At 71.6% G+C, this 18,357-nt stretch carries 22 protein-coding genes; 11 read left to right on the top strand and 11 right to left on the bottom strand.

Features of this window, described 5'->3' with window-relative positions; genetic code table 11:
- Positions 1–57 precede the first annotated feature (57 nt).
- From K6T50_RS14305 to K6T50_RS14295, 3 genes are read right to left on the bottom strand one after another with little or no spacing between them, the layout of a single operon-like run.
- On the bottom strand, positions 58–993 hold the full coding sequence (locus tag K6T50_RS14305; protein ID WP_222607237.1) for an HFX_2341 family transcriptional regulator: 936 nt from the start codon (positions 991–993) through the stop codon (positions 58–60).
- A 46-nt stretch (positions 994–1,039) separates the two neighbouring features.
- Positions 1,040–2,518: a sodium:solute symporter family protein gene (locus K6T50_RS14300; RefSeq protein WP_222607236.1), complete on the bottom strand. Its 1,479-nt coding sequence runs from the start codon at positions 2,516–2,518 to the stop codon at positions 1,040–1,042.
- Positions 2,511–2,738, bottom strand: coding sequence for a DUF3311 domain-containing protein (locus tag K6T50_RS14295; protein WP_222607235.1), 228 nt, complete (start codon positions 2,736–2,738; stop codon positions 2,511–2,513). The genes K6T50_RS14300 and K6T50_RS14295 overlap by 8 nt, the downstream gene beginning before the upstream one ends.
- A 295-nt stretch (positions 2,739–3,033) precedes the next feature.
- Between K6T50_RS14295 and K6T50_RS14290 the strand changes: the two genes are divergently transcribed.
- The gene (locus tag K6T50_RS14290; protein WP_222607234.1) at positions 3,034–4,149 is read left to right on the top strand and encodes a glycosyltransferase family protein; all 1,116 of its coding nucleotides are present in this window, start codon (positions 3,034–3,036) and stop codon (positions 4,147–4,149) included.
- A 101-nt stretch (positions 4,150–4,250) separates the two neighbouring features.
- The gene (locus tag K6T50_RS14285; protein ID WP_222607233.1) at positions 4,251–4,850 is read left to right on the top strand and encodes an NUDIX hydrolase; all 600 of its coding nucleotides are present in this window, start codon (positions 4,251–4,253) and stop codon (positions 4,848–4,850) included.
- A gap of 30 nt (positions 4,851–4,880) precedes the next feature.
- Here K6T50_RS14285 and K6T50_RS14280 read toward each other — a convergent pair whose 3' ends face one another.
- Entirely contained in the window at positions 4,881–5,021 is a 141-nt protein-coding gene (locus K6T50_RS14280) for a hypothetical protein (protein ID WP_222607232.1), read from the bottom strand.
- 40 nt (positions 5,022–5,061) lie between these two features.
- Positions 5,062–5,226: a hypothetical protein gene (locus tag K6T50_RS14275; RefSeq protein WP_222607231.1), complete on the bottom strand. Its 165-nt coding sequence runs from the start codon at positions 5,224–5,226 to the stop codon at positions 5,062–5,064.
- 275 nt (positions 5,227–5,501) lie between these two features.
- Between K6T50_RS14275 and K6T50_RS14270 the strand changes: the two genes are divergently transcribed.
- From K6T50_RS14270 to K6T50_RS14260, 3 genes are all read left to right on the top strand, one after another.
- A complete protein-coding gene (locus tag K6T50_RS14270) occupies positions 5,502–6,308 on the top strand; it encodes a DUF7388 family protein (protein WP_222607230.1) in 807 nt (268 codons plus the stop codon).
- Positions 6,309–6,392: 84 nt separating this feature from the next.
- Entirely contained in the window at positions 6,393–7,160 is a 768-nt protein-coding gene (locus tag K6T50_RS14265) for a creatininase family protein (protein WP_222607229.1), read from the top strand.
- Positions 7,160–8,353: an NAD(P)/FAD-dependent oxidoreductase gene (locus K6T50_RS14260; protein ID WP_225935335.1), complete on the top strand. Its 1,194-nt coding sequence runs from the start codon at positions 7,160–7,162 to the stop codon at positions 8,351–8,353. The genes K6T50_RS14265 and K6T50_RS14260 overlap by 1 nt, the downstream gene beginning before the upstream one ends.
- 15 nt (positions 8,354–8,368) lie before the next feature.
- Here the strand turns inward: K6T50_RS14260 and K6T50_RS14255 are convergent, their stop codons facing one another.
- A complete protein-coding gene (locus K6T50_RS14255) occupies positions 8,369–8,980 on the bottom strand; it encodes an Hsp20/alpha crystallin family protein (protein WP_222607228.1) in 612 nt (203 codons plus the stop codon).
- A 2-nt stretch (positions 8,981–8,982) separates the two neighbouring features.
- A complete protein-coding gene (locus tag K6T50_RS14250; RefSeq protein WP_222607227.1) occupies positions 8,983–9,138 on the bottom strand; it encodes a DUF7559 family protein in 156 nt (51 codons plus the stop codon).
- A 159-nt stretch (positions 9,139–9,297) separates the two neighbouring features.
- Between K6T50_RS14250 and K6T50_RS14245 the strand changes: the two genes are divergently transcribed.
- The 4 genes from K6T50_RS14245 (at position 9,298) to K6T50_RS14230 (ending at position 13,240) form a co-directional block, all read left to right on the top strand.
- On the top strand, positions 9,298–10,191 hold the full coding sequence (locus K6T50_RS14245) for a DUF429 domain-containing protein (RefSeq protein ID WP_222607226.1): 894 nt from the start codon (positions 9,298–9,300) through the stop codon (positions 10,189–10,191).
- Positions 10,192–10,272: 81 nt separating this feature from the next.
- Entirely contained in the window at positions 10,273–10,515 is a 243-nt protein-coding gene (locus K6T50_RS14240; RefSeq protein WP_222607225.1) for a hypothetical protein, read from the top strand.
- A gap of 119 nt (positions 10,516–10,634) precedes the next feature.
- On the top strand, positions 10,635–12,416 hold the full coding sequence (locus tag K6T50_RS14235; RefSeq protein WP_222607224.1) for a radical SAM protein: 1,782 nt from the start codon (positions 10,635–10,637) through the stop codon (positions 12,414–12,416).
- On the top strand, positions 12,416–13,240 hold the full coding sequence (locus K6T50_RS14230) for an MBL fold metallo-hydrolase (protein ID WP_222607223.1): 825 nt from the start codon (positions 12,416–12,418) through the stop codon (positions 13,238–13,240). The genes K6T50_RS14235 and K6T50_RS14230 overlap by 1 nt, the downstream gene beginning before the upstream one ends.
- A 6-nt stretch (positions 13,241–13,246) precedes the next feature.
- Here the strand turns inward: K6T50_RS14230 and K6T50_RS14225 are convergent, their stop codons facing one another.
- Positions 13,247–13,459, bottom strand: a complete 213-nt coding sequence (locus K6T50_RS14225; RefSeq protein WP_222607222.1) for a DUF7511 domain-containing protein — start codon at positions 13,457–13,459, stop codon at positions 13,247–13,249.
- Between the two features lie 142 nt (positions 13,460–13,601).
- On the opposite strand from K6T50_RS14225, the gene K6T50_RS14220 reads away from it, so the two are divergent.
- Together K6T50_RS14220 and K6T50_RS14215 are read left to right on the top strand one after the other, a co-directional pair.
- Positions 13,602–14,375, top strand: coding sequence for a YkgJ family cysteine cluster protein (locus tag K6T50_RS14220; RefSeq protein ID WP_222607221.1), 774 nt, complete (start codon positions 13,602–13,604; stop codon positions 14,373–14,375).
- 160 nt (positions 14,376–14,535) lie between these two features.
- On the top strand, positions 14,536–14,946 hold the full coding sequence (locus K6T50_RS14215; RefSeq protein WP_222607220.1) for a TRAM domain-containing protein: 411 nt from the start codon (positions 14,536–14,538) through the stop codon (positions 14,944–14,946).
- A gap of 86 nt (positions 14,947–15,032) precedes the next feature.
- Here the strand turns inward: K6T50_RS14215 and K6T50_RS14210 are convergent, their stop codons facing one another.
- From K6T50_RS14210 to K6T50_RS14200, 3 genes are all read right to left on the bottom strand, one after another.
- Positions 15,033–15,575, bottom strand: a complete 543-nt coding sequence (locus K6T50_RS14210; RefSeq protein WP_222607219.1) for a CARDB domain-containing protein — start codon at positions 15,573–15,575, stop codon at positions 15,033–15,035.
- Between the two features lie 100 nt (positions 15,576–15,675).
- Positions 15,676–16,101, bottom strand: a complete 426-nt coding sequence (locus K6T50_RS14205) for a universal stress protein (RefSeq protein WP_222607218.1) — start codon at positions 16,099–16,101, stop codon at positions 15,676–15,678.
- A gap of 170 nt (positions 16,102–16,271) precedes the next feature.
- On the bottom strand, positions 16,272–18,296 hold the full coding sequence (locus K6T50_RS14200) for an ATP-binding protein (protein WP_222607217.1): 2,025 nt from the start codon (positions 18,294–18,296) through the stop codon (positions 16,272–16,274).
- Positions 18,297–18,357: the final 61 nt, after the last annotated feature.

Here is an 18,357-nt window from a genome sequence, read left to right as displayed (position 1 = left end):
CGGTCGGTCAGGAGCCGTCGATCTGTCAGGGGTCGCCGGCAATCGGCGAGGCGGGGGTCACCAGTCGTAGTCGGTCGCGTCCTCCGCGGCGTGCGCGCGCACCCACAGCTCCCCGATCCGCGAGAGGCGCGTCCGGTAGGACTTCCCGTGTGACTCCTGCTCGATGTACCCCTTCCCGCCGGGGCCGAGGCGGTCGACGTTGTAGATCACCTTCGAGCGGAACGAGTCGGTGTACTCCTCGTTCAACTCCGCGGCCAGCGCCTTCGCGAGCTCGCTCACCGACTCGAACTCGCCGTCCTCGCCGAGCTTGTAGAGGATCACCTCCTCGAAGGGCTTCACGTTCGAGAAGGAGGCAACCGGAAGCTCGATGATGTGTTTACCGTCAACCTCCTTGGCGCCGATGGTCGTGCCCCGCTCGTCGAACTCCGCCAGCAGGTCCGTCGCCGTCGACAGGCGCTCGCGGAGCCGGTCGGCGTCGACGCCGGCGACCTCCGTCGCGTCGTCGCCGACGCCGTCGAGCAGGTCGCCCAGGAGGTCGCGGTTCGCCCGGAGCTCCTCGGCCAACTCGGTCTCCAGGTACTTCTCGGGGGCCGTGTAGTAGGTGTGGATGCGGTCGCGGTCGGCCTGCCGCTCCAGCGTGACCGAGTGGGCAGCGGTCGCGAACGCGAACGAGACGGGGCGGGGCATCGAGGAGACGTTGACCCACACCTCCCGGTCGGCGTCGAGTTCGGTGTTGATCAGGTCGTACGCCTGCTCGAAGGCGGCGTCGTAGTCGTACACGTCGGCTATCTCGACGCGCTCGGTCTCCGCCCCCAGCAGGTTCCGGAAGTCCGTCTCCAGCTTCTGTGAGAGGTTCCGGGAGTACTCGACGTTGGCCTCGCTCCCCACCGCACCTTCCAGGAGGACGACCCGATCCACGTCGAACTGGTCGCGAACCAGCGGCGCGATGAGCCGGTCGTAGTCGAAGCCGACCGGGACGACGTGCGTCTGCATGATCGGACCGTGATCGGGTGACGGGAAAAGCGTGCCGTGGCGCGGATCAGTCGGCGCCGACGCCGAACTTCTCGGCGTTGGCCGCGGGCGCGGGTGCCGTCACCGTCGACACCGCGACCGTCGCGACCAGCGACAGCAGCATGCACCACAGCGCGAAGTCCCACGTGAGGTACGTCGCCGGCAGCGGCAGGAACACGTGCGCGAGGTACACCAGCTCGGCGCTCACGACGCCGGCGATCATCCCGTCACGGGTCGTGCCGCCCCAGTAGAGCGCGAGGAGCAGCGGGATCGTGAGCTGAGCGTAGCCGCCGAATGCCGTGTCCCCGAGGGTGACGAGCGCGTCCAGCCCCCCGCCGGCGCCGACGAGCAGCGACGCGAGGAACGTCGACCCCGCGAAGACGGCGACGCCGACGCGGGCGACCCACCCCTCGCGGGCGTCGCTCGCGTCGGGCGCGACGAACGGGCGGTAGAGGTCGCGGGTGAAGTACGACGACCCCGACAGCAGCATCGAGTCCGACGAGGACATCATCGCCGCCAGCGCGCCGGCGATCACCAGCGCCGCGAACCACGCGGGCGTGTACTCGTTCAACAGCAGCGGGAGGACGTTGCTCCCGTCGGGCACCTCGATCCCCAGCCCGACCGCCCACGACCCGAGCAGGAACGCCGGGACGAACAGCAGGAGGACCAGCACCGGCCACAGCGCGAACGAGCGCTTGAGCGTCTCGACGCGGTCGGCCATGAAGAACCGCTGGTTCACCTGCGGGAACGCCGCGACGCCGAAGGCGATGACGACCGCCTGCGCGATCATCCACTGCGGCGAGTACAGCCCGCCCCCCAGCGCCGCGAACTCCGGGGCGGAGTCGGTCATCCCGGCGGTCAGCGCCGAGACGCCGCCCTCGGCGGTCGCGATCCACGCGACCGCCAGCCAGATCACGCCGAGCATGAACACGCCCTGCAGCGTGTCCGTCCAGGCGACGCCGCGAAGCCCCGAGAGGCCGACGTACGCGACCATGAACACCGTGATCAGCGCCGCGCCGGCCCAATAGGGGACGACGCCGTCGGTCAGCCCCACGAGCGCCTGGCCGGCGCCGATCTGCTGGAGCATCACGTACGGGAACAGCCACAGCAGGCTCACGCCGGCGACGAGCCCCCGCAGCGCCGTCGAGTCGAACCGGTCGCCGAGCATCTCCCCGAGGGTCACGTAGCCGTGGGCCTTCCCGACGAGCCACTGCTTGTAGCCGATCGCGTACCACAGCAGCGCGAACAGGATCCCGTCCATCAGGCCCATCACGAGGATCCACTCGGGCCCCGCCGAGAACGCGAGGTTCGGCCCCCCGAAGAACGTGAACGCCGACAGCAGCGTCGCGAACGTCGTGAACAGCAACACGACCGTCCCGACCGACCGCGACGCGAGGTAGTAGTCCTCGGCCGTGCGGTCGGTGAGCCGGTACGCCACCACACCGATCGCGAGGGCGATCAGGAGGTAGCCGACGACGACGCCCAGCGAGACGCCCAGGTCAGCCACGGCGGATCACCTCCGCGTCGACGCCGCGGTCCCACGCGCCGCCGCGCGCGAACGCGGCGAAGACCACGCTCGCCAGCGCCATCCAGCCGACGTGCCACCACAGCCACAGCGGCAACCCCGCGACGACCGTCGCGTCGCCCCAGAGGAACCACGGGACGGCGAACGCGACCAGCAGCCCGAACGCCGCGATCCACAGCGCGTCACTTCGAGTTCGCGTCATCACCTGGTGGTAGTAATTCATACACCATGAATGTTATCAGATCGTCGCTCCGTTAGCATGTTCGAAGAGAATATTTCTTCGATACACCGATCCCGGTTCCGTAACCGTTTCAATCCCCGAACTCGGACGCGTCCGACCGACTCGAATCGGCCCGTCCCGGTTCCACCCGGTTCGATTCGGTTCGGTTCGGACCCCTCGGTTCACTCCGGTGGGCCCGCGACGACACCGAACGGGTTCCCCGTCGACGCGCCCGGCATCCCCGGATTTATTCGCCGCGCCCCCCTGCGTTCAGGGGATGGAATACGTGCAGGAGCGCGTCGCCACGCTCCACGCGTTCGGCGAGGGGGCGCCCGACGCGCCCGCCGACCGGGCGGCCGTCGTCGTGCCGATGACCGAGCGGGAGTACGCCGGCCTCGCCGCCGAGCGCGTGCTCTCGGAGCTGGAGGCGCTGGACCCCGCGCGGGTGGTCGTCCCCCTCCGCGCGCCCGCCGAGCGGGTCGGCGCCTTCCGCGAGTGGCTCGACGGCTTCGACCTCCCGCTGGAGACGCTGTGGTGTGACGGCCCGCGCGTCGGGGACCTGCTCGCCGACGCCGGGCTCGCCGGGGAGCGCGGGAAGGGTCGGGACGTGTGGCTGGCCCTGGGGCGCGCACTGGAGGAGGAGTACGTCGTCGTCCACGACGCCGACACGAAGTCCTACTCACGGGAATACGTCCGGCGGCTGCTGTTCCCGCTGGCGAACGGGTTCGACTTCTCGAAGGGATACTACGCCCGCGTCGAGAACGGACAGCTGTACGGGCGGCTCTTCCGGCTGTTCTACACGCCCCTGGTCCGCGCGCTGCGCGAGGCCCACCCGGACTCGGAGTTCCTCGAGTACATGGCCGCGTTCCGGTACGCGCTCGCCGGCGAGTTCGCCGCGACCGGCGACGTGGTCGCCGCGATGCCCGTCCAGCGCACCTGGGGGTTGGAGGTCGGGACACTCGCGGCCGCATACGACGCGGTCGGTATCGACGGCGCCGCGCAGGTCGACCTGGGAAGCTACGAACACGACCATCGCGCGGTCTCGGGGCCGACCGGGCTCTCGGACATGAGCCGGTCGGTCGGCGCGGCGCTGTTGCGCGCGGCCGAGGAGCACGGCGTCGAGCCCGACTACGACGCGCTGCCGGACGCCTACCGCGGGGCCGCCGAGTCGTACGTCGACCGCTACGCCGCCGACGCGGCGTTCAACGGGCTCTCCTACGATCGGGGCGGCGAGCGCGATCAGGTGCGGACGTACGCCCAGTCCATCGCGGCGCCGGGTGCCGACACCCGGCTCCCGCCCTGGAACGATGTCTCCCTGTCGCCGGACGACGTTGCTGCCGCCGCGACGGCGGACACGCGCGACGCGGCGAACGGCGACGTAACCGACGAGTGACGGGACGGCCCCGGCCGACTGAACGTGTTCGGGCGACGGCGGCCGATCGAAACGTCCGACACGACCGCACGGTTGAAGCCGGACGGGCCAGCATAGGGGGTATGGACTTCGAGCGCGTTCGTCGGTACGCCCCCGTCGAGGTGACGGACGCCGAGCGACGCGCGGCGGTGCTGGCGCCGATCGTCGACCGGGGCGGCGCGCCGCACGTCCTCTTCACGAAGCGTGCGGACCACCTCGGGAGCCACCCCGGGCAGATGAGCTTCCCCGGCGGCGGCGTCGAGTCGCACGACCCTGACCTCACGTCGACGGCGTTGCGCGAGGCCGACGAGGAGATCGGCCTGCGGCCCGAGGAGGTCGAGGTGATCGGCCGCATGGACGACATCCAAACCGTCTCGGAGTACGCGGTCACGCCGTTCGTCGGCACCGCGCCCGACCGGACGTACGTCCCCAGCGACGACGAGGTCGCCGAGATCGCGATCCTCCCCGTCTCGGAGCTGACCGCCCGCGAGAACTACGAGTCCGAGCGCCGCGATCACCCACACTACGGGGAGGTCCGCCTCCACTTCTTCCACGTCGACGGCTACACTGTCTGGGGGGCGACCGGCCGCATGCTCGTTCAACTGCTCGAACTGCTCACCGACTGGGAGATGCCCGCGGAGGTCGACCGCGTCGTCGACCCGGACGCCGACCTGCCGGTGTGAGCGCGGGCTTCGGGGCCCGCGGAGCGGCGCTCACACGTAACTGAGGACGACGAGCGCGAGAAAGAACAGGCCCAGCGCGCCGGCCAGCACGAGGATGGAGACCACGCGGCTCGACTGGACGACGCTCCGGCCGCCGTCCTCGGTGCCCACCGAGAGGTTACTGAGGTCCACACCGCCGGTAGGCGGTGGGTCTACAAGTAGTCGGCGCCGCTCAGACGTAGCTCACGACCACGAGCGCGAGAAAGAACAGCACGAGGACGCCCGCGAGCGCGATCGACGCCTTCGCCCAGCCGTCGACGCTCCCGAACCGGTCGGCGATCGACCGCTCGCCGCTCGTGACGATCGGCCCCCTGTCGGCGTCGCCCGCGTCGGACATATCGCGTTCGTGTATGTCCTGGAACAAGAATCCCCGGCCTCGCCGATTCTGACGAGAACACCACGCTTATTCCCGCGAGCGTGTTCACCAGTAGTATGGCCGCACAGGCGATGGATCGCGTTCCGCGACCGTTCTAGTTCTCCGCCGACGGCGTCGGCGACGCCGACACCGACGCCGGCATCGACACCGACGCCGACATCGACACCGACGCCGACATCCGGATCCGACCGCTCGACGCCTCGACCGATCACCGATCACCCGACCGTCTCTCTCACATGAAGCTCACCGCATCCGAAGCCGCCGACAGCGTCGTCGCCCGAACGAACCTCGACGGGGTCGCGCTCAAGCCGACCGAGTGCGACGTGTCCGCCGCGGCCGACCTCCCGGTCGACCTCGTGTGCCTCGACTACGAGGGACGCGAGGCGCTGCCGGACGCCGCCGCGCTCGCCGCCCTCGCGGAGTCGGTCGAGTTCCGTGTGACGACGCCCGTCCGCGCCGACGGCTTCGACCCCCGCGGCGACGACTCCCTGGTCGAGACACTCCCCGAGGCCGCGAAGCGCGTGCTCGTCGCGGGCCACGGCGCGTACCTCTCGGAGACCGAGCGCAAGCGCGCGGTCGCGCCCCGCCTCGGCGACGCCGCGGCCGCGGTTCGCGAGGCCGGCGGCACGCCGTGGGTCGGCACCGAGGGCGTCGAGCGCCTCGCGCTCGCCGCGGGCGGCGTCCAGTACGACCTGCTCTCGCGGGCGACCGAGCGCGACGTGCGCGGACTGCGGGCGGCCGGCTTCGACGGCGAGGTTGCCCTGTACGCCCCTGTCGTTCCGACCGACGACGAGGACGCCGTGCTCGACGCCGTCGGCGACTACGCCGCCCGGCGGAGGCCCGTCCGCGAGGCGCTCCCCGAGGGCGCCGCGACCGACGCCGCGGCGACGGGGCGCGCCCGCGAGGTGCTCTCGGCGGCGGTGCGCGACTACGCGCTCGTTGGCGACCCCGAGACGGTCGGCGATCGCGTGCGCGACCTGAAGGCCGTCGGCGTCGACCACGTCGTCGGCTACCCGGCGACCGGCGTCGACGCGCTGCGGTAGGTCACGACGCCCCCGACGCGGCCGAGTCGCGGTCGACGCACCCGCCACCCGAACGCCTACCTTCCCGCACGCGGACCGGCCGGTATGCGACTGCTCCACGAGGAGACGACGACGAGCGCGGGCGAGGCGTTCGACGACGGCGTCGAGGTGGCGATCGTGCCGACCGGCTCGGTCGAACAGCACGGCCCGGCCCTCCCGCTGGGAACGGACTTCCTCGCGGCCGAGGCCGTCGCCCGCGGGATCGACCGCGACGACGCCGTGGTTCTGCCGACCGTGCCGGTCGGCGTGTCCGCACACCACCGCCAGTTCGACGGGACGCTGTGGGCCGAGCCGGAGACGTTCGAGGACTACGTCGGCGAGATCGCCGCCTCCGTCGCGAGCCACGGCGTCCGCAAGCTCGTGTTCTGTAACGGCCACGGGGGGAACAGCGACGCGCTCCGTCGGGCCGCCCGCAGACTTCGCGGCGACCGGATCGCGTACGCCGCGCCGTGGAACTGGTGGTCGAGCCTCGGCGGGCTCGACGAGGAACTGTTCGGGGCGTCGGGCATCGGCCACGCCGACGCGATGGAGACGAGCATGGTCGCCCACCTCGCCGGCGACCTCGTCCGCGAAGCCCTCCTGGAGGAGGCGGAAGCCGGCGCGGCCGACTCCTGGGGGAAGTCGGTTCACGGCGCCGCCGTCGGCTTCGACACCGCCGACTTCTCCGAGTCGGGCGCCGTCGGAACGCCGACCGGGGGGACCGCCGAGAAGGGCCGGAAGCTGTTCGAGCAGGCGACGGGCGAACTCGACGCGCTCGTCGGCTGGCTGGCCGAGCAGCCGTTCGACGCGCTCACCCCGGAGCCGCACCGCTGATGGCCGGACGCGATCCGGGCGCCGGAGTCGGTTCGGCGGCCGGCGACGGCATGCGCGTCGCGGTCGTCGGCGCCGGCGCCGTCGGCGTCACCACGGCCTACGATCTGGCGGTCGCCGGCGCGGACGTGACGCTGTTCGACAAGGGGGAGGTCGCGTCGGGCGCCTCGGGCCGGGCCGCCGGCGTCCTCTACGACGCCTACGCCGAGGACATCGACGCCGAGCTGGGCGCACGCGCGCTGGAGCGCTTTCGGACCCTCTCGGGAACGGGCGACTTCTCGTTCGTCGAGTGTCCGTACGTGATGCTCGCGCGCGAGGGCGACGACGACCTCGCGGAGGCGATCGAGGGCGCGGCCGAACGGATGCGCGTCCACGACCGCGACGTGGAGACCGTCGACGGCGACGACCTCGGGGTGCGCTTCCCGAGCCTCCGGACCGACGACGTCGCCGTCGCGGCGGTCGCGCGCAACGCCGGCTGGACGGACCCGGAGAGCTACGTGACGACGGTCGCCGACCTCGCCGCCTCCGCGGGCGCCGAGATCCGGACCGACAGCGCGGTCGCGGTGTCGACGGCGCCCCCGGACGTGGCCGTCGCGAGCGAGGCGCCCGTCACGCGGCGCTTCGACGCGGTCGTCGTCGCCGCGGGCGCGCACACGAAGCGGCTGCTCGCGACCGCCGGGGTCGCGGTCCCGCTCAAACCCTACCGCGTGCAGGCGCTCGTCTCGGCGCGGCGCTTCGGCGGGCCGATGTGGTACGACGCCTCGGCGGGCGTGTACGCGCGCCCGCACCCGACGGGCCTGCTCGCGGGCGACGGCACCGTCCCGGTCGAGGCCGACCCGGACGACTGGGACCGCGACGCCGACGACTGGTTCCTCGCGGACGTGGGCGAAACGCTACGCGAGCGTGCGGGCCACGACCCCGACGTGAAGCGCGCGTGGGCCGGCCTGTGCACGGCGACGCCCGACGGCGACCCGCTGCTCGGCGAGGTCGCCGACGGCGTCCTCGTCGCCGCCGGCTGGCAGGGCCACGGCTTCATGCGCGCGCCGGCGACCGGCGAGGCGATCGCCGAGCAGGTGCTCGGCGAGGGAGGGGGAATCGCGCAGTTCGACCCCGGTCGCTTCGACGGCGACGAGGAGTTCGAGATCAGCGAGGGGATGGCCGTCGAGACGGACGACGGGGCGGAGAAGCGGAGCTGACCGCGAATCGGAGCGCTACTTCTCGTCGGCGTCGTCGGACTCGGCGTCGTCGGTCTCGCCCTCCGAGCCGTCGGCGTCCGAGTCGTCTGTGGCGTCGTCGCCGGCCGCCTCGTCGGAATCCGACTCGTCCTCGTCCATATCCAACTGAACCGGCTCGTCGTCCTCGCCGTCCGCAGCTTCGGCGTCGGCATCGCCCTCCTCGACGGCGACTGAGCCGCCCTCGGCCTTGGGGACGCGGACGCGGAGCGTTCCGTGGTCGGTGAGCGTCGAGGTGGCGTCCTCGGGCTCGACGGCCGCGCCCGGGGGAAGCTCCGCGCGCCCGTCGAGCGCGAGCCCGCGCCCGGGGAAGCGCATCTCGAACCCCTCGCGGAAGTCGCGGAAGCGGTCGATCCGCACCTCGACGGCGCCCTCGTTGAACCGCACCTGCACGTCGCTGCGCTCGGCGCCCGGGGCGTCGAAGACGACGAGGAAGGCGTCCTCCGACTCCAGCAGGTCGAACGCGAGCGGCGACTTCTCCTGGACGGTCGCGACGCCGCGGCCGACGCGGTCGAGCACCGTGTTCATCGCGGACTCGCCCACGTCCTTCAGGCGGTCGGTGCCCTCGGCGAATTTGTCGCGTTCGGTCATGGTTACAGCTCGATCTCCTCCAGCTCGCTGCCCCCACACAGCGGGCACGACAGGTCCGCGACCGTGTGGTCGTCGGCGATGTCGTAGGTGTAGTGGTTCTCAAACATGTCGAGCTCGCAGTCGTCGCTGACGCACTTGACTTCCTTCGTGGCGGGCATACCCCGACTTGGACCGCGTGGGGCATAAACGACGTGGGGCGGGCGGGGGCTTCCGGTATCTCTCGGTCGCACGCGCGACGATCCCGCGGCCGTCCGGGGCCCCCACGCGGCCCGCCCGGAGCCGTCGCGGCTTTGGGTGCCCCGTCCCTTCGAATGCTCGTGTCCCGTATCCCCGAGCCGAACGCGGTGTACGGCGTCGACCTCAGCGCCGCCGCCACGCGTGCGGGCGCCGACACGTGGGTCGCCCGTTGCGTCGTCGACGGCGACGCGCTCGTCGTCGCGGAGCTGGCGTCCGCCGCCGAGTTCCTCGACCTCGACTCGACCGCCCGCGAGGACGTGCTGCCGGCGCTGGCGACCCACCTCGGCGGCGTCGACGGTCCCGCCGTCGTGGGGATCGACGTGCCGTTCAGCCTCCCGGCGTGGGTGCTCGGCGACCGGACCTGGCGCGAGTTCGTCGCCGCCACGCCCGAGGAGTGGGGGATCCTCGACGGGGTCGAGGACCCGCGCGACCTGTACGACGCGGTGCACGACGCCGCCGACCCGGAGGCCGGGAGGCCCCTCCGGCGCGCGACCGACGACGCCCACGGCGGACAGGAGCCCGCTGGCTTCCGGATCAAGACGCAGACCTACTACGGCATCTCCGTGGTGCTCCGTCGGCTGATCGAACGCGAGGGCGTGTGCGTCCCGCCGACGCTGCCCCCAGCGGAGGTCGGGAGCGAGCCCGACTCGCCGCCCCGACTCGCCGTGCTTGAAACGTACCCGGCGTCGGTGTTCGACCGCCTCGACGGGGTCGACCGGACCGGCTACAAGGGAAGCCAGCGCCGACACGTCGAGGCGCGACGACGGAACGCCGCCGCGCTCATCGACGCCGGCGTCCGCTTCCGGGACGAAACGGTCCCCGACGACGCGACCCGCGACTGCGCGGTCGCGACCGACGACGCCCTCGACGCCGTCGCGGCGGCGTACGCCGCCGCCCGGAACTACCGGACGGCGGTCGATCCCGACGCCGAGCGCGTCGACCGCGATCGACGGGAAGCCCGAATTTACGCCTGAGGGCGTCGAGACCGGCATGAAGCGCCGATCCGACGCAACACTGAATAGTCATGGCGTTAGACACCGTGTGGGGTGAAACCAATGCGCACGAGACGGCGGGAGCACGAGCGGGAGCGACGCGCCCGGGAGGCCGCGGACCGGGAGGAACGACGGTCGGTCGCGGAGACGGTCGCGGACCCGCCGCGGACGGTCGACGACCTGATCGACGTGCTGGCCGACGGCGACGGGGTGACCTACGAGGAGGCGGCGCTCGTCGGCGGCATCGAGGAGGAGGTCGGCGGGTTCGAGGCCGACGGCGACGCGCGGACGCGCGGCGGCTGGTAAGCCGAGGCCGCCGCTGCCGCGAGCGTGACCGAGCCACGACCGCCGAGGACCGATCCCGGCCTCCCGGGAACCGACCCCGGACCGCACGGCTTTAGCCGCTCGGCCCGCCACAGACGGGTATGACCGCGCCGGACCCGAGCGACCTCTCCGTCACGATAATCGACGGCTACGTCGACGAGCCGGCGCACTTCGGCGTTCCGCCCTACGTCTCGACGTACCCGCGCTTCACCGCGGGCGCGCTCGTCGACGCCGGCGTCCCCCAGTCGAACGTCACCTACCACACCATCGACGAACTGCGCGATGACCGGCGCAAGTGGGGCGACGTCGCCGACGCCGACCTCATGATCTACGTCGGCGGGATGACCGTCCCCGGGAAGTACGTCGGCGGCACCCCCGCGGAGCCCGACGAGGTGCGCGAGCTGGCGTGGACCGCCGACGGCGTCACCCTCCTCGGGGGACCGGTCCGCTTCGGCGTCGGCGACGAGAACGCCGGCGCCCAGGAGATGGAGCGCGACGACCTCGACTACGACTTCGTCGCCATGGGCGACGTGGAGGCGGCAGCCTTCGATATGGTCGAGAGCGGGCTGGAGGGGTTCGGCAACCGCATCCGCGACTACGACGAGGTGAGCCGCTGGTCGAGCATGGGCGCGTTCGTCGTCGAGCAGCACCCCAATCACCCCGACTACCTCATCGCGGAGTTGGAGACATCGCGGGGCTGCGCCTACCGCTGTTCGTTCTGCACGGAGCCGCTGTACGGCGATCCCGACTTCCGCACGGCGCCGGACGTGGTCTCGGAGGTCGACGCCCTCTCGGACCACGGCGTGCGCCACTTCCGACTCGGCCGACAGGCGGACATCCTCGCGTTCGGCGGCGACGGCGAGGCGCCCAACCCCGACGCGCTCCGCCAACTGTACGGGGGCATCCGCGAGGTCGCGCCCGACCTGCGCACGCTCCACCTCGACAACATGAACCCCGTGACGATCACCGACTACCCCGAGGCGTCGCGGGAGGCCATCGAGGTGATCGCCCGCCACAACACGCCCGGCGACACGGCCGCCTTCGGCCTGGAATCGGCCGATCCCGAGGTCAGAGAGAAGAACAACCTCCTCGTCAGCGCCGAAGAGTGTCTGGAGGCGGTTCGCGTCGTCAACGAGGCCGCCGGCTGGCGCCCCGGCGAGGCCCCTGCCGACGCGCCCAACTTCGGCGACTCGGCCCCGCGGCGACTCCCCAAGCTCCTCCCCGGGATCAACCTCGTCCACGGGCTGGAAGGCGAGACGGCGGACACCTTCGAGCACAACAAGGAGTTCCTCGATTCGGTGATGGACGAGGGGCTGATGCTGCGCCGGGTGAACGTCCGGCAGGTGATGGCGTTCGAGGGCACCGAGATGGCCGAGACCGGCGCCGAACTCGCCCGCGAGCACAAGGCAGAGTTCAAGCGGTACAAGCGCGAGGTGCGCGAGACAGTCGACCGACCGATGCTGGAGCGCGTGATGCCGACCGGGACCGTCCTCCCCGATGTCTACTTGGAGTACCACGAGGACGGAACCACCTTCGGGCGCCAGCTCGGCACCTACCCGATCCTCGTCGGCGTCCCCGGCGAACGCGAGCTCGGGCGGACGATCGACGTGGGCGTCGTCGACTGGGGATACCGCTCGGTGACGGGGGTGCCGTACCCGATGGACCTCAACGGCGCCTCGATGAACGAGCTGACCGCGATCCCGGGGATCGGGAAGTCGGCCGCGGGCGACCTAGTGGTGAACCGGCCGTACGCGAGCGCCGCCGAGGCCGCCGAGGTCGCGGGCGCCGACGCCGACCTGACGCGCTTCGCCGACGCCGGCGTCCCCGGCGTCGACGCCGACGCGGAGTACCCCGGCGCGCCCGCCCCGCGGAGCGCCGACTGATGACCCGACGGGCCGCCGATCCCGCGCTCGCCGCCGACACCCACGTCGACCGTTTCTCCGTCCCCGTCGAGACGCGCGCGCCCGGCGGGTCGACCAACGCCTACGTGGTCGGCACCGGCGAGACGCTGCTCGTCGATCCGGCCGCGCGCACCGACACGCTGGACACCGTCGTCCGCGAGAAGGTCGCCGACCACGTCGCCGTCACGCACGCACACCCGGACCACGTCGGCGCCGTCGCCGACTACGCCGCCGAGACGGGCGCGACGGTCTGGGCACGGCGAGGATACGAGGACCGCTTCGCCGACGCGACCGGCGTCGAGCCCGACCGAACGTTCGGCCCCGGCGACCGCGTCGGCCCGGCGACCGTCCTCGATCTCCCGGGCCACGCGCCGGACGGCGTCGGGTTCGAGACGGGCAACGGCGTCGTCTGCGGCGACGTGGCCGTCGCCGAGGGGAGCGTCGTCGTCGCCGCCCCCGAAGGCGACATGCGCGCGTACCTGACGGCGCTCCGCCGGCTCCACGCCCGCGACCCGCCGGCGCTGTTTCCGGGGCACGGGCCCCGGATCGACGACCCGCGAGCGACGTGTGCCCGGCTGATCGCCCACCGGCTCGACCGCGAACGGTCCGTCCTTGCGGCGGTCGACGCGGGCGCGAGCGATCTCGATGCGGTCCTGGATCACGCCTACGAGAAGGATCTCGCGGGCGTTCGGGATCTGGCACGCGCGACGGTCCGGGCACACGTCGAGAAGTCGGCGCGCGAGCGGCGCGTCCGGTGGGATCCGGAGGCGGAGTCGATCGCGCCGGTCGCACACGAGGGGGAGTAACCGTCGTCAGCGGGCGTCGTCGAGGGCGACGAGGCAGTCGGCGTCGACCGAGAGCCACGTCGTCACGAGGGCCACGTCGTCGGCGTCCTCCGGATACACCGTACACCGGTCCGGCTCGCCGTCGTGGCGAACCACCGCCGCTCGGAGCCCCGACGGGGCCGAAAAGCGGGGGTCGGGCGTGCGCACGTCCTCGGGTGACCGGTCGGATGCGGCCGACATACTCGTGTCAAAACGACGAAACTACTTAAACCTCGCTAAGACAGGTCCGGGCGGGTACCGAGCACTCCCGAGCAGTGTAGAGCGAATTGACCTCGTCGGGAGGCCCGACGACGTTTTGTTCGCGAGGGCCGCACGACCGACCGTGCAGTCGCTTGAAGCCGAACTGGAGCGCGCACGCGCCCTCGACGTGAGCGAGTTGGCCGACGCCGTCGAGACGATCGGGTTCGAGTGCACCCGCTGTGGCGCCTGTTGCAAGAGCGAGGCCGAGGACCCGCACACGGCGACGGTGTTCCCCGACGAGGTCCGGCGGCTGCAGGAGGCGGCCGCCGCCGGCACCGCCGACGAGGACGACGGGGGCGATAGGACGGACGGCGACGGCGATGAGGGCGGCGACCCCCGCGATTGGCGGGACGTGGCACGTCCGATGCCGTACGGCCTGGTCGACGGCGACGACGGGCCGGAGGGGGAGACGTTCGAGTGGGCGCTCCGAACCGATTCCTGCGGCGACTGCGTCTTCTACGAGGAGGACGACGACGGCGTCGGCGCCTGCGGGGTCCACGCCGACCGACCGCTCATCTGCGAGACGTACCCGTTCTCGGTCGATCTGGAGGGCACCAGCCAGCCGATGGGCGAGGCGGTCGACAGCGTCGCGCTGGGCGCCCAAGGGGGAGCCGACGAGGCCGACGACGCCGGGGGGACCGTCCGCGCCCACGAGTGCGAGGGGCTCGGCCGCGACATCGACCGCGAGGACGCCGAGTCGATGGCGACGGCGCTGAAGGAGCGCGCCGTCCGCGAGTTGGAGGAGGCGATCGCCGTCCGCGACAACTACGACCCCGCCTCCCCCGAGTCGGGGGAGGTCGTCGTCCACGACTCCGAGGGCGCCAAACACCCGGACGGAAGCCGACTTGACGAATAGCCGGCTGGCGACGGAGAAGTACCCGGCCGTCGACGGAGAGGTAGTCCGACCGACGACGGGAGCGATTCAGCACGCCGACGAACGGGGGAGGCGAGCCGTTCCCGTGCGGCGGTAGGTATATGTCACATCGCCCGAACGTGCGGGGTGGAGGGATATCTCCGTGGAAATCTCCGACGAACTCATCTGTCTGTTCAGCGCGGACGTCCGCGAGGACGGCGACCGATACACGATCGAGATCCCGAAACGCGAGGTCGACGCCGGGTCGGTGACTCCCGGCGACGTGTACCGCGTGGCGCTCATCGAGCGCGAGGGCGCCGGCGGCGACGCCGGCGACGCGACCGCCGCGGGATCGACCGCGACCGCCGACGGCCCGCAGCCGCCGGTCGAGCGCGGCGAGATCCGCTACGTCGAGATCGAGGACCTCGGGAAGCAGGGCGACGGGATCGCCCGCGTCGAGCGCGGGTACGTGATCATCGTCCCCGACACCGAGGTCGGCGAGCGCGTGAAGATCGAGATCACCGAAGTGAAATCCAACTTCGCCGTCGGCGAAGTCATCGACGACGACGCCTGACGGCGCCCGCGGCCGATCTTTGAACGACCGCCGCAGCGACCGACGAGCGACGGCGTCGCCGACGCGATCGTGTTCGACCGTCCCCGTTACCGCCGGCGGTAGACGATCCCCGCGATCACCGCGATCGAGCCGACGAGCGCCGCGAGCGCGTACTCGGGCGTGTCGATGTCGCCGCCGAGCCCCTGACGCTCGACGGTGACGCTCATCGGCTCGGAGGCGTCGAAGCGGTGCTCGTAGCCGTCGCCGTAGACGACCGCCTGCAGCCCGTGCTCCCCGGGCGTGCTCGCGTCGACCGACTGCGTGACCGTGAGCGTCTCGCCGGGCTCCAGCGAGCGCTTCCGGAGCTCGTAGGAGTCCGTCTCGTTGTCGGGGCTCACGACGTTGAGGACGACGATCGCCGTCGCGCGTTCCTCCCCGGTGTTCTCGACGGTTAGCGACAGCTCCGTCGATTCCCCGGCCGTCAGCGTCTCACCGTCGAGGTTCGCCTCGGTGAGACACACCTGCTGGCCCCCGTTCGCCTGACACGACGCCGCCTGCGCGCCGGCCGTCCCCCCGACGGCCGGCCCGACCAGCAGGGCCGCGATGAACAGTACGACTGCGCCGCGAACGACCGCGCTCCGCGCTCCCATGCTCACAGCGGGTTCCGGCCCGGACCTAAACCCTCGCCCCCGGCTATCGAAGTTGAAACCGCGACGAACCGTGGGGTCGTGCCGGTCGTCCGCGTCGGTCCTACCTGACGACGGTGACTGGAACCGGGGAGTTGCGGACGACGGCCTCCGCGACGCTGCCGAGCACGATCCGCGAGATCCCGCTTCGACCGTGACTCCCCACGACGATGTGGTCGATGTCGTGGTCGGCGGCGTACTCGACGATGGCGGCCGCGGGCTTGCCGACCGTCGTCGCCGTCTCGACGGTGCCGGCGATGTCGAGCGAGTCGGCCGACCCCGCGAGCAACTCCTCGGCGTCTGACTTCCGGCGCTCGTACCACTGCTCGGCCCCGCTGGGGATGCCCGCGCCCGGCGTGTGCCCCGCCTCGGAGGGGTCGATCACGGTCACCAGCACCAGGTCCGCGTCGCGCCACTCGTCGGCCGCGAACGTCAGCGCGTCTCGCGCCTGCTCGGAGTCGTCTACGCCGATCAGGATGCGGTCGGTCATGCCTGAACGATCCCCGTACGACGAGAAAAAAGTCCTCCCGCCGGGGACGGAACCGACTGAATCGGCGGAACCGACGGAACCGACAGAACCGACTGAATCGACGCAACCGACGGAGCCGACGAACGGTCGCGACGTGCGCCGAACGGCCCGTCATCCGTCCCCGCCGACGGTCACTCCCCGTGGCGGGTCACACACACCGGCAGCCCGGTCACCTCCACCGGCTCGGAGTTGTCCGGGGAGTAGACGACCTGCTGTCCCTTCTCCATGTACGGCACCTTCTTGGCGAGCGACGGCGGGATGTTCACCGACATGATCGCCTCCTCGTCGCCGAGGTTGAGCACGAGCCGGGTGTTCACCTGCTTGAACACCGGGTCGGCGATGTCCTGGGGGTCCTGCGTGATGAGGAACAGCCCGAGGCGCTCCTTGCGCCCCTGCTTGGCCGCCTCGGTGAACTTCGACACCACCTGTCGCGCCTGGACGTTGTCGGCGCCCGAGAGGAAGTTATGCGCCTCGTCCATGCCGAGCACCAGCGGCGTCTCGTCGATCCGGCCGCTTCGCGGCGAGTTCGAGAGCTTGTCGTCGACGAGCATCGCCGACACCGCGAGCACGAACATCTCCTTCGCCCGTGCCGACGAGAGGTGATAGGTGGGCACGACCGTCAGCCCGCCCGGGCGAACGAGCGTCGTGTCCAGCTCCGTGATCGGCGTCGCGTCCTGGTCGAACACGCCCGACGGCACGCTGCGCACGCGCCGTTTCACCGCGTCGAAGGTGGCCTCGTGGACGCGGCCGGTCTCGTCGAGCTCCTCCTTCAGCGCCGGGTCGTCGAGGAAGTTCAGGAACTGCCGGTAGGTGCCGTCGTCGTAGTTGCGGAAGAAGCGGTTGATGAGCGTGAGCAGCGCGGGGTACTGGTTCTCGTTGAGCGACGCCCCGGCGACGAGCCACGGCATGTCGTACTCGTCCACGACCGAGAACGGGATCGTGAACTCGACCTGCTCCGCGCGATGCCCGTGCCCGGGATAGCTGACTCCCGCCTCCTTCGGCACGAGCGCGATCGTGTCGTCGTGGCCGCCGTAGGCGACGTTCTCGCGTTCGAGCCGCCGCGCCAGCTCCTCGTCGAGCGCGGGGTTGTCGTCGTGCATCTGAGCGTACTCGTCCTGCGGGTCGAACATCACGACGGCCGCGCGCGCGTCGCGCCCGTCGTCGGTCTCGTAGGTTCGCCCGAGGTACTGTCGGAGGACGTTCTTGGCGCCGTGGGTCTTCCCCGAGCCCGTCCCGCCGGCGACGAGCGTGTGCCGGAACACAAGCGGGTCACCGTCGGCGTAGTCGTCCTTCAACCGGTAGTCGACGGTCGGCGGCTCCGCCGCCGTCCGCACCTTCTCGCCCCCGACCGAGAGGTGGCCGAGGAACACGCCGTCCTCGGGGATCGCGAGCCCGGTCTTGATCTGCTCGGCGTCGCCCGCCTGCCGGACCAGCGCGCCCGGCTTGGGCACGCGGTCGACCATCCGGCGCTTCAGATCGGCGTCGCCGGACTCCGTCCGGCTGCCCGAGGCGCTTCGCGCCCCGCTGTCCTCGAACAACACGGCTACGGGCGACAGCTCGGCGAGGTATTTGTAGTCGGCCTCGGTGAACTCGCCCCCGCCCGTCTGCATCCGCCGGCGCGCGGTCAGCTCGGTCGCGTCGTCCGTGCGGAACTCCTGGTCGTACTCCAGCGCCGTGATCCGACAGAACAGCTGCTCGCCGTCGGGGTACGGCACGATCAGGTACTTCCCGATGCGGACGTCCTCGCGGTTCCCGACGGTGACGAACGCCTTGAGGCTCGTCTCGTCGTCGTCCTCGGCGACGCGCAGCCCCTGGGCGACCGAGACGGTCCCGATGCCGTCGGCGGTCCCCGCCTCCGCCGCCTCCATCGCGTACTGTGCGAACCCGGAGTCCGCGTCGGCGTCGGTGTCGCTGTCGCTGTCGCCGGTGCCGGCGGTGGAGGAAGGGGTGGCGTCGCCCTCGCGGGTCGCGCCCTCGTCGGCGCCCGCCCGCTCGTCCGCCGGACGATCCGCCGACCCGTCGGCCGGGTCTGCCGAGTCGGCCGCGCCGTCCTCGGGGTCGGCGGCGTCGTTCCCGCTCGCGTCGCCGTCGCCCGTCTCGTCGAACTGGCCGGGGTCCTCGAAGTCGCCGAGGTTCGGCTCTCCGGCGTCGGTCATGTCACGGCCTGCGTGACCCGGGGTGAAAACCGTATCCGTCGGGCGACGGGGCCGCGCTCGG

It is taken from the genome of Halobaculum magnesiiphilum (assembly GCF_019823105.1).
In the GTDB taxonomy this organism is placed as follows: Archaea; Halobacteriota; Halobacteria; order Halobacteriales; family Haloferacaceae; genus Halobaculum; species Halobaculum magnesiiphilum.
Note: the sequence above shows the minus strand (reverse complement) of the source record. Positions and strands in the feature narration are given on the sequence as shown.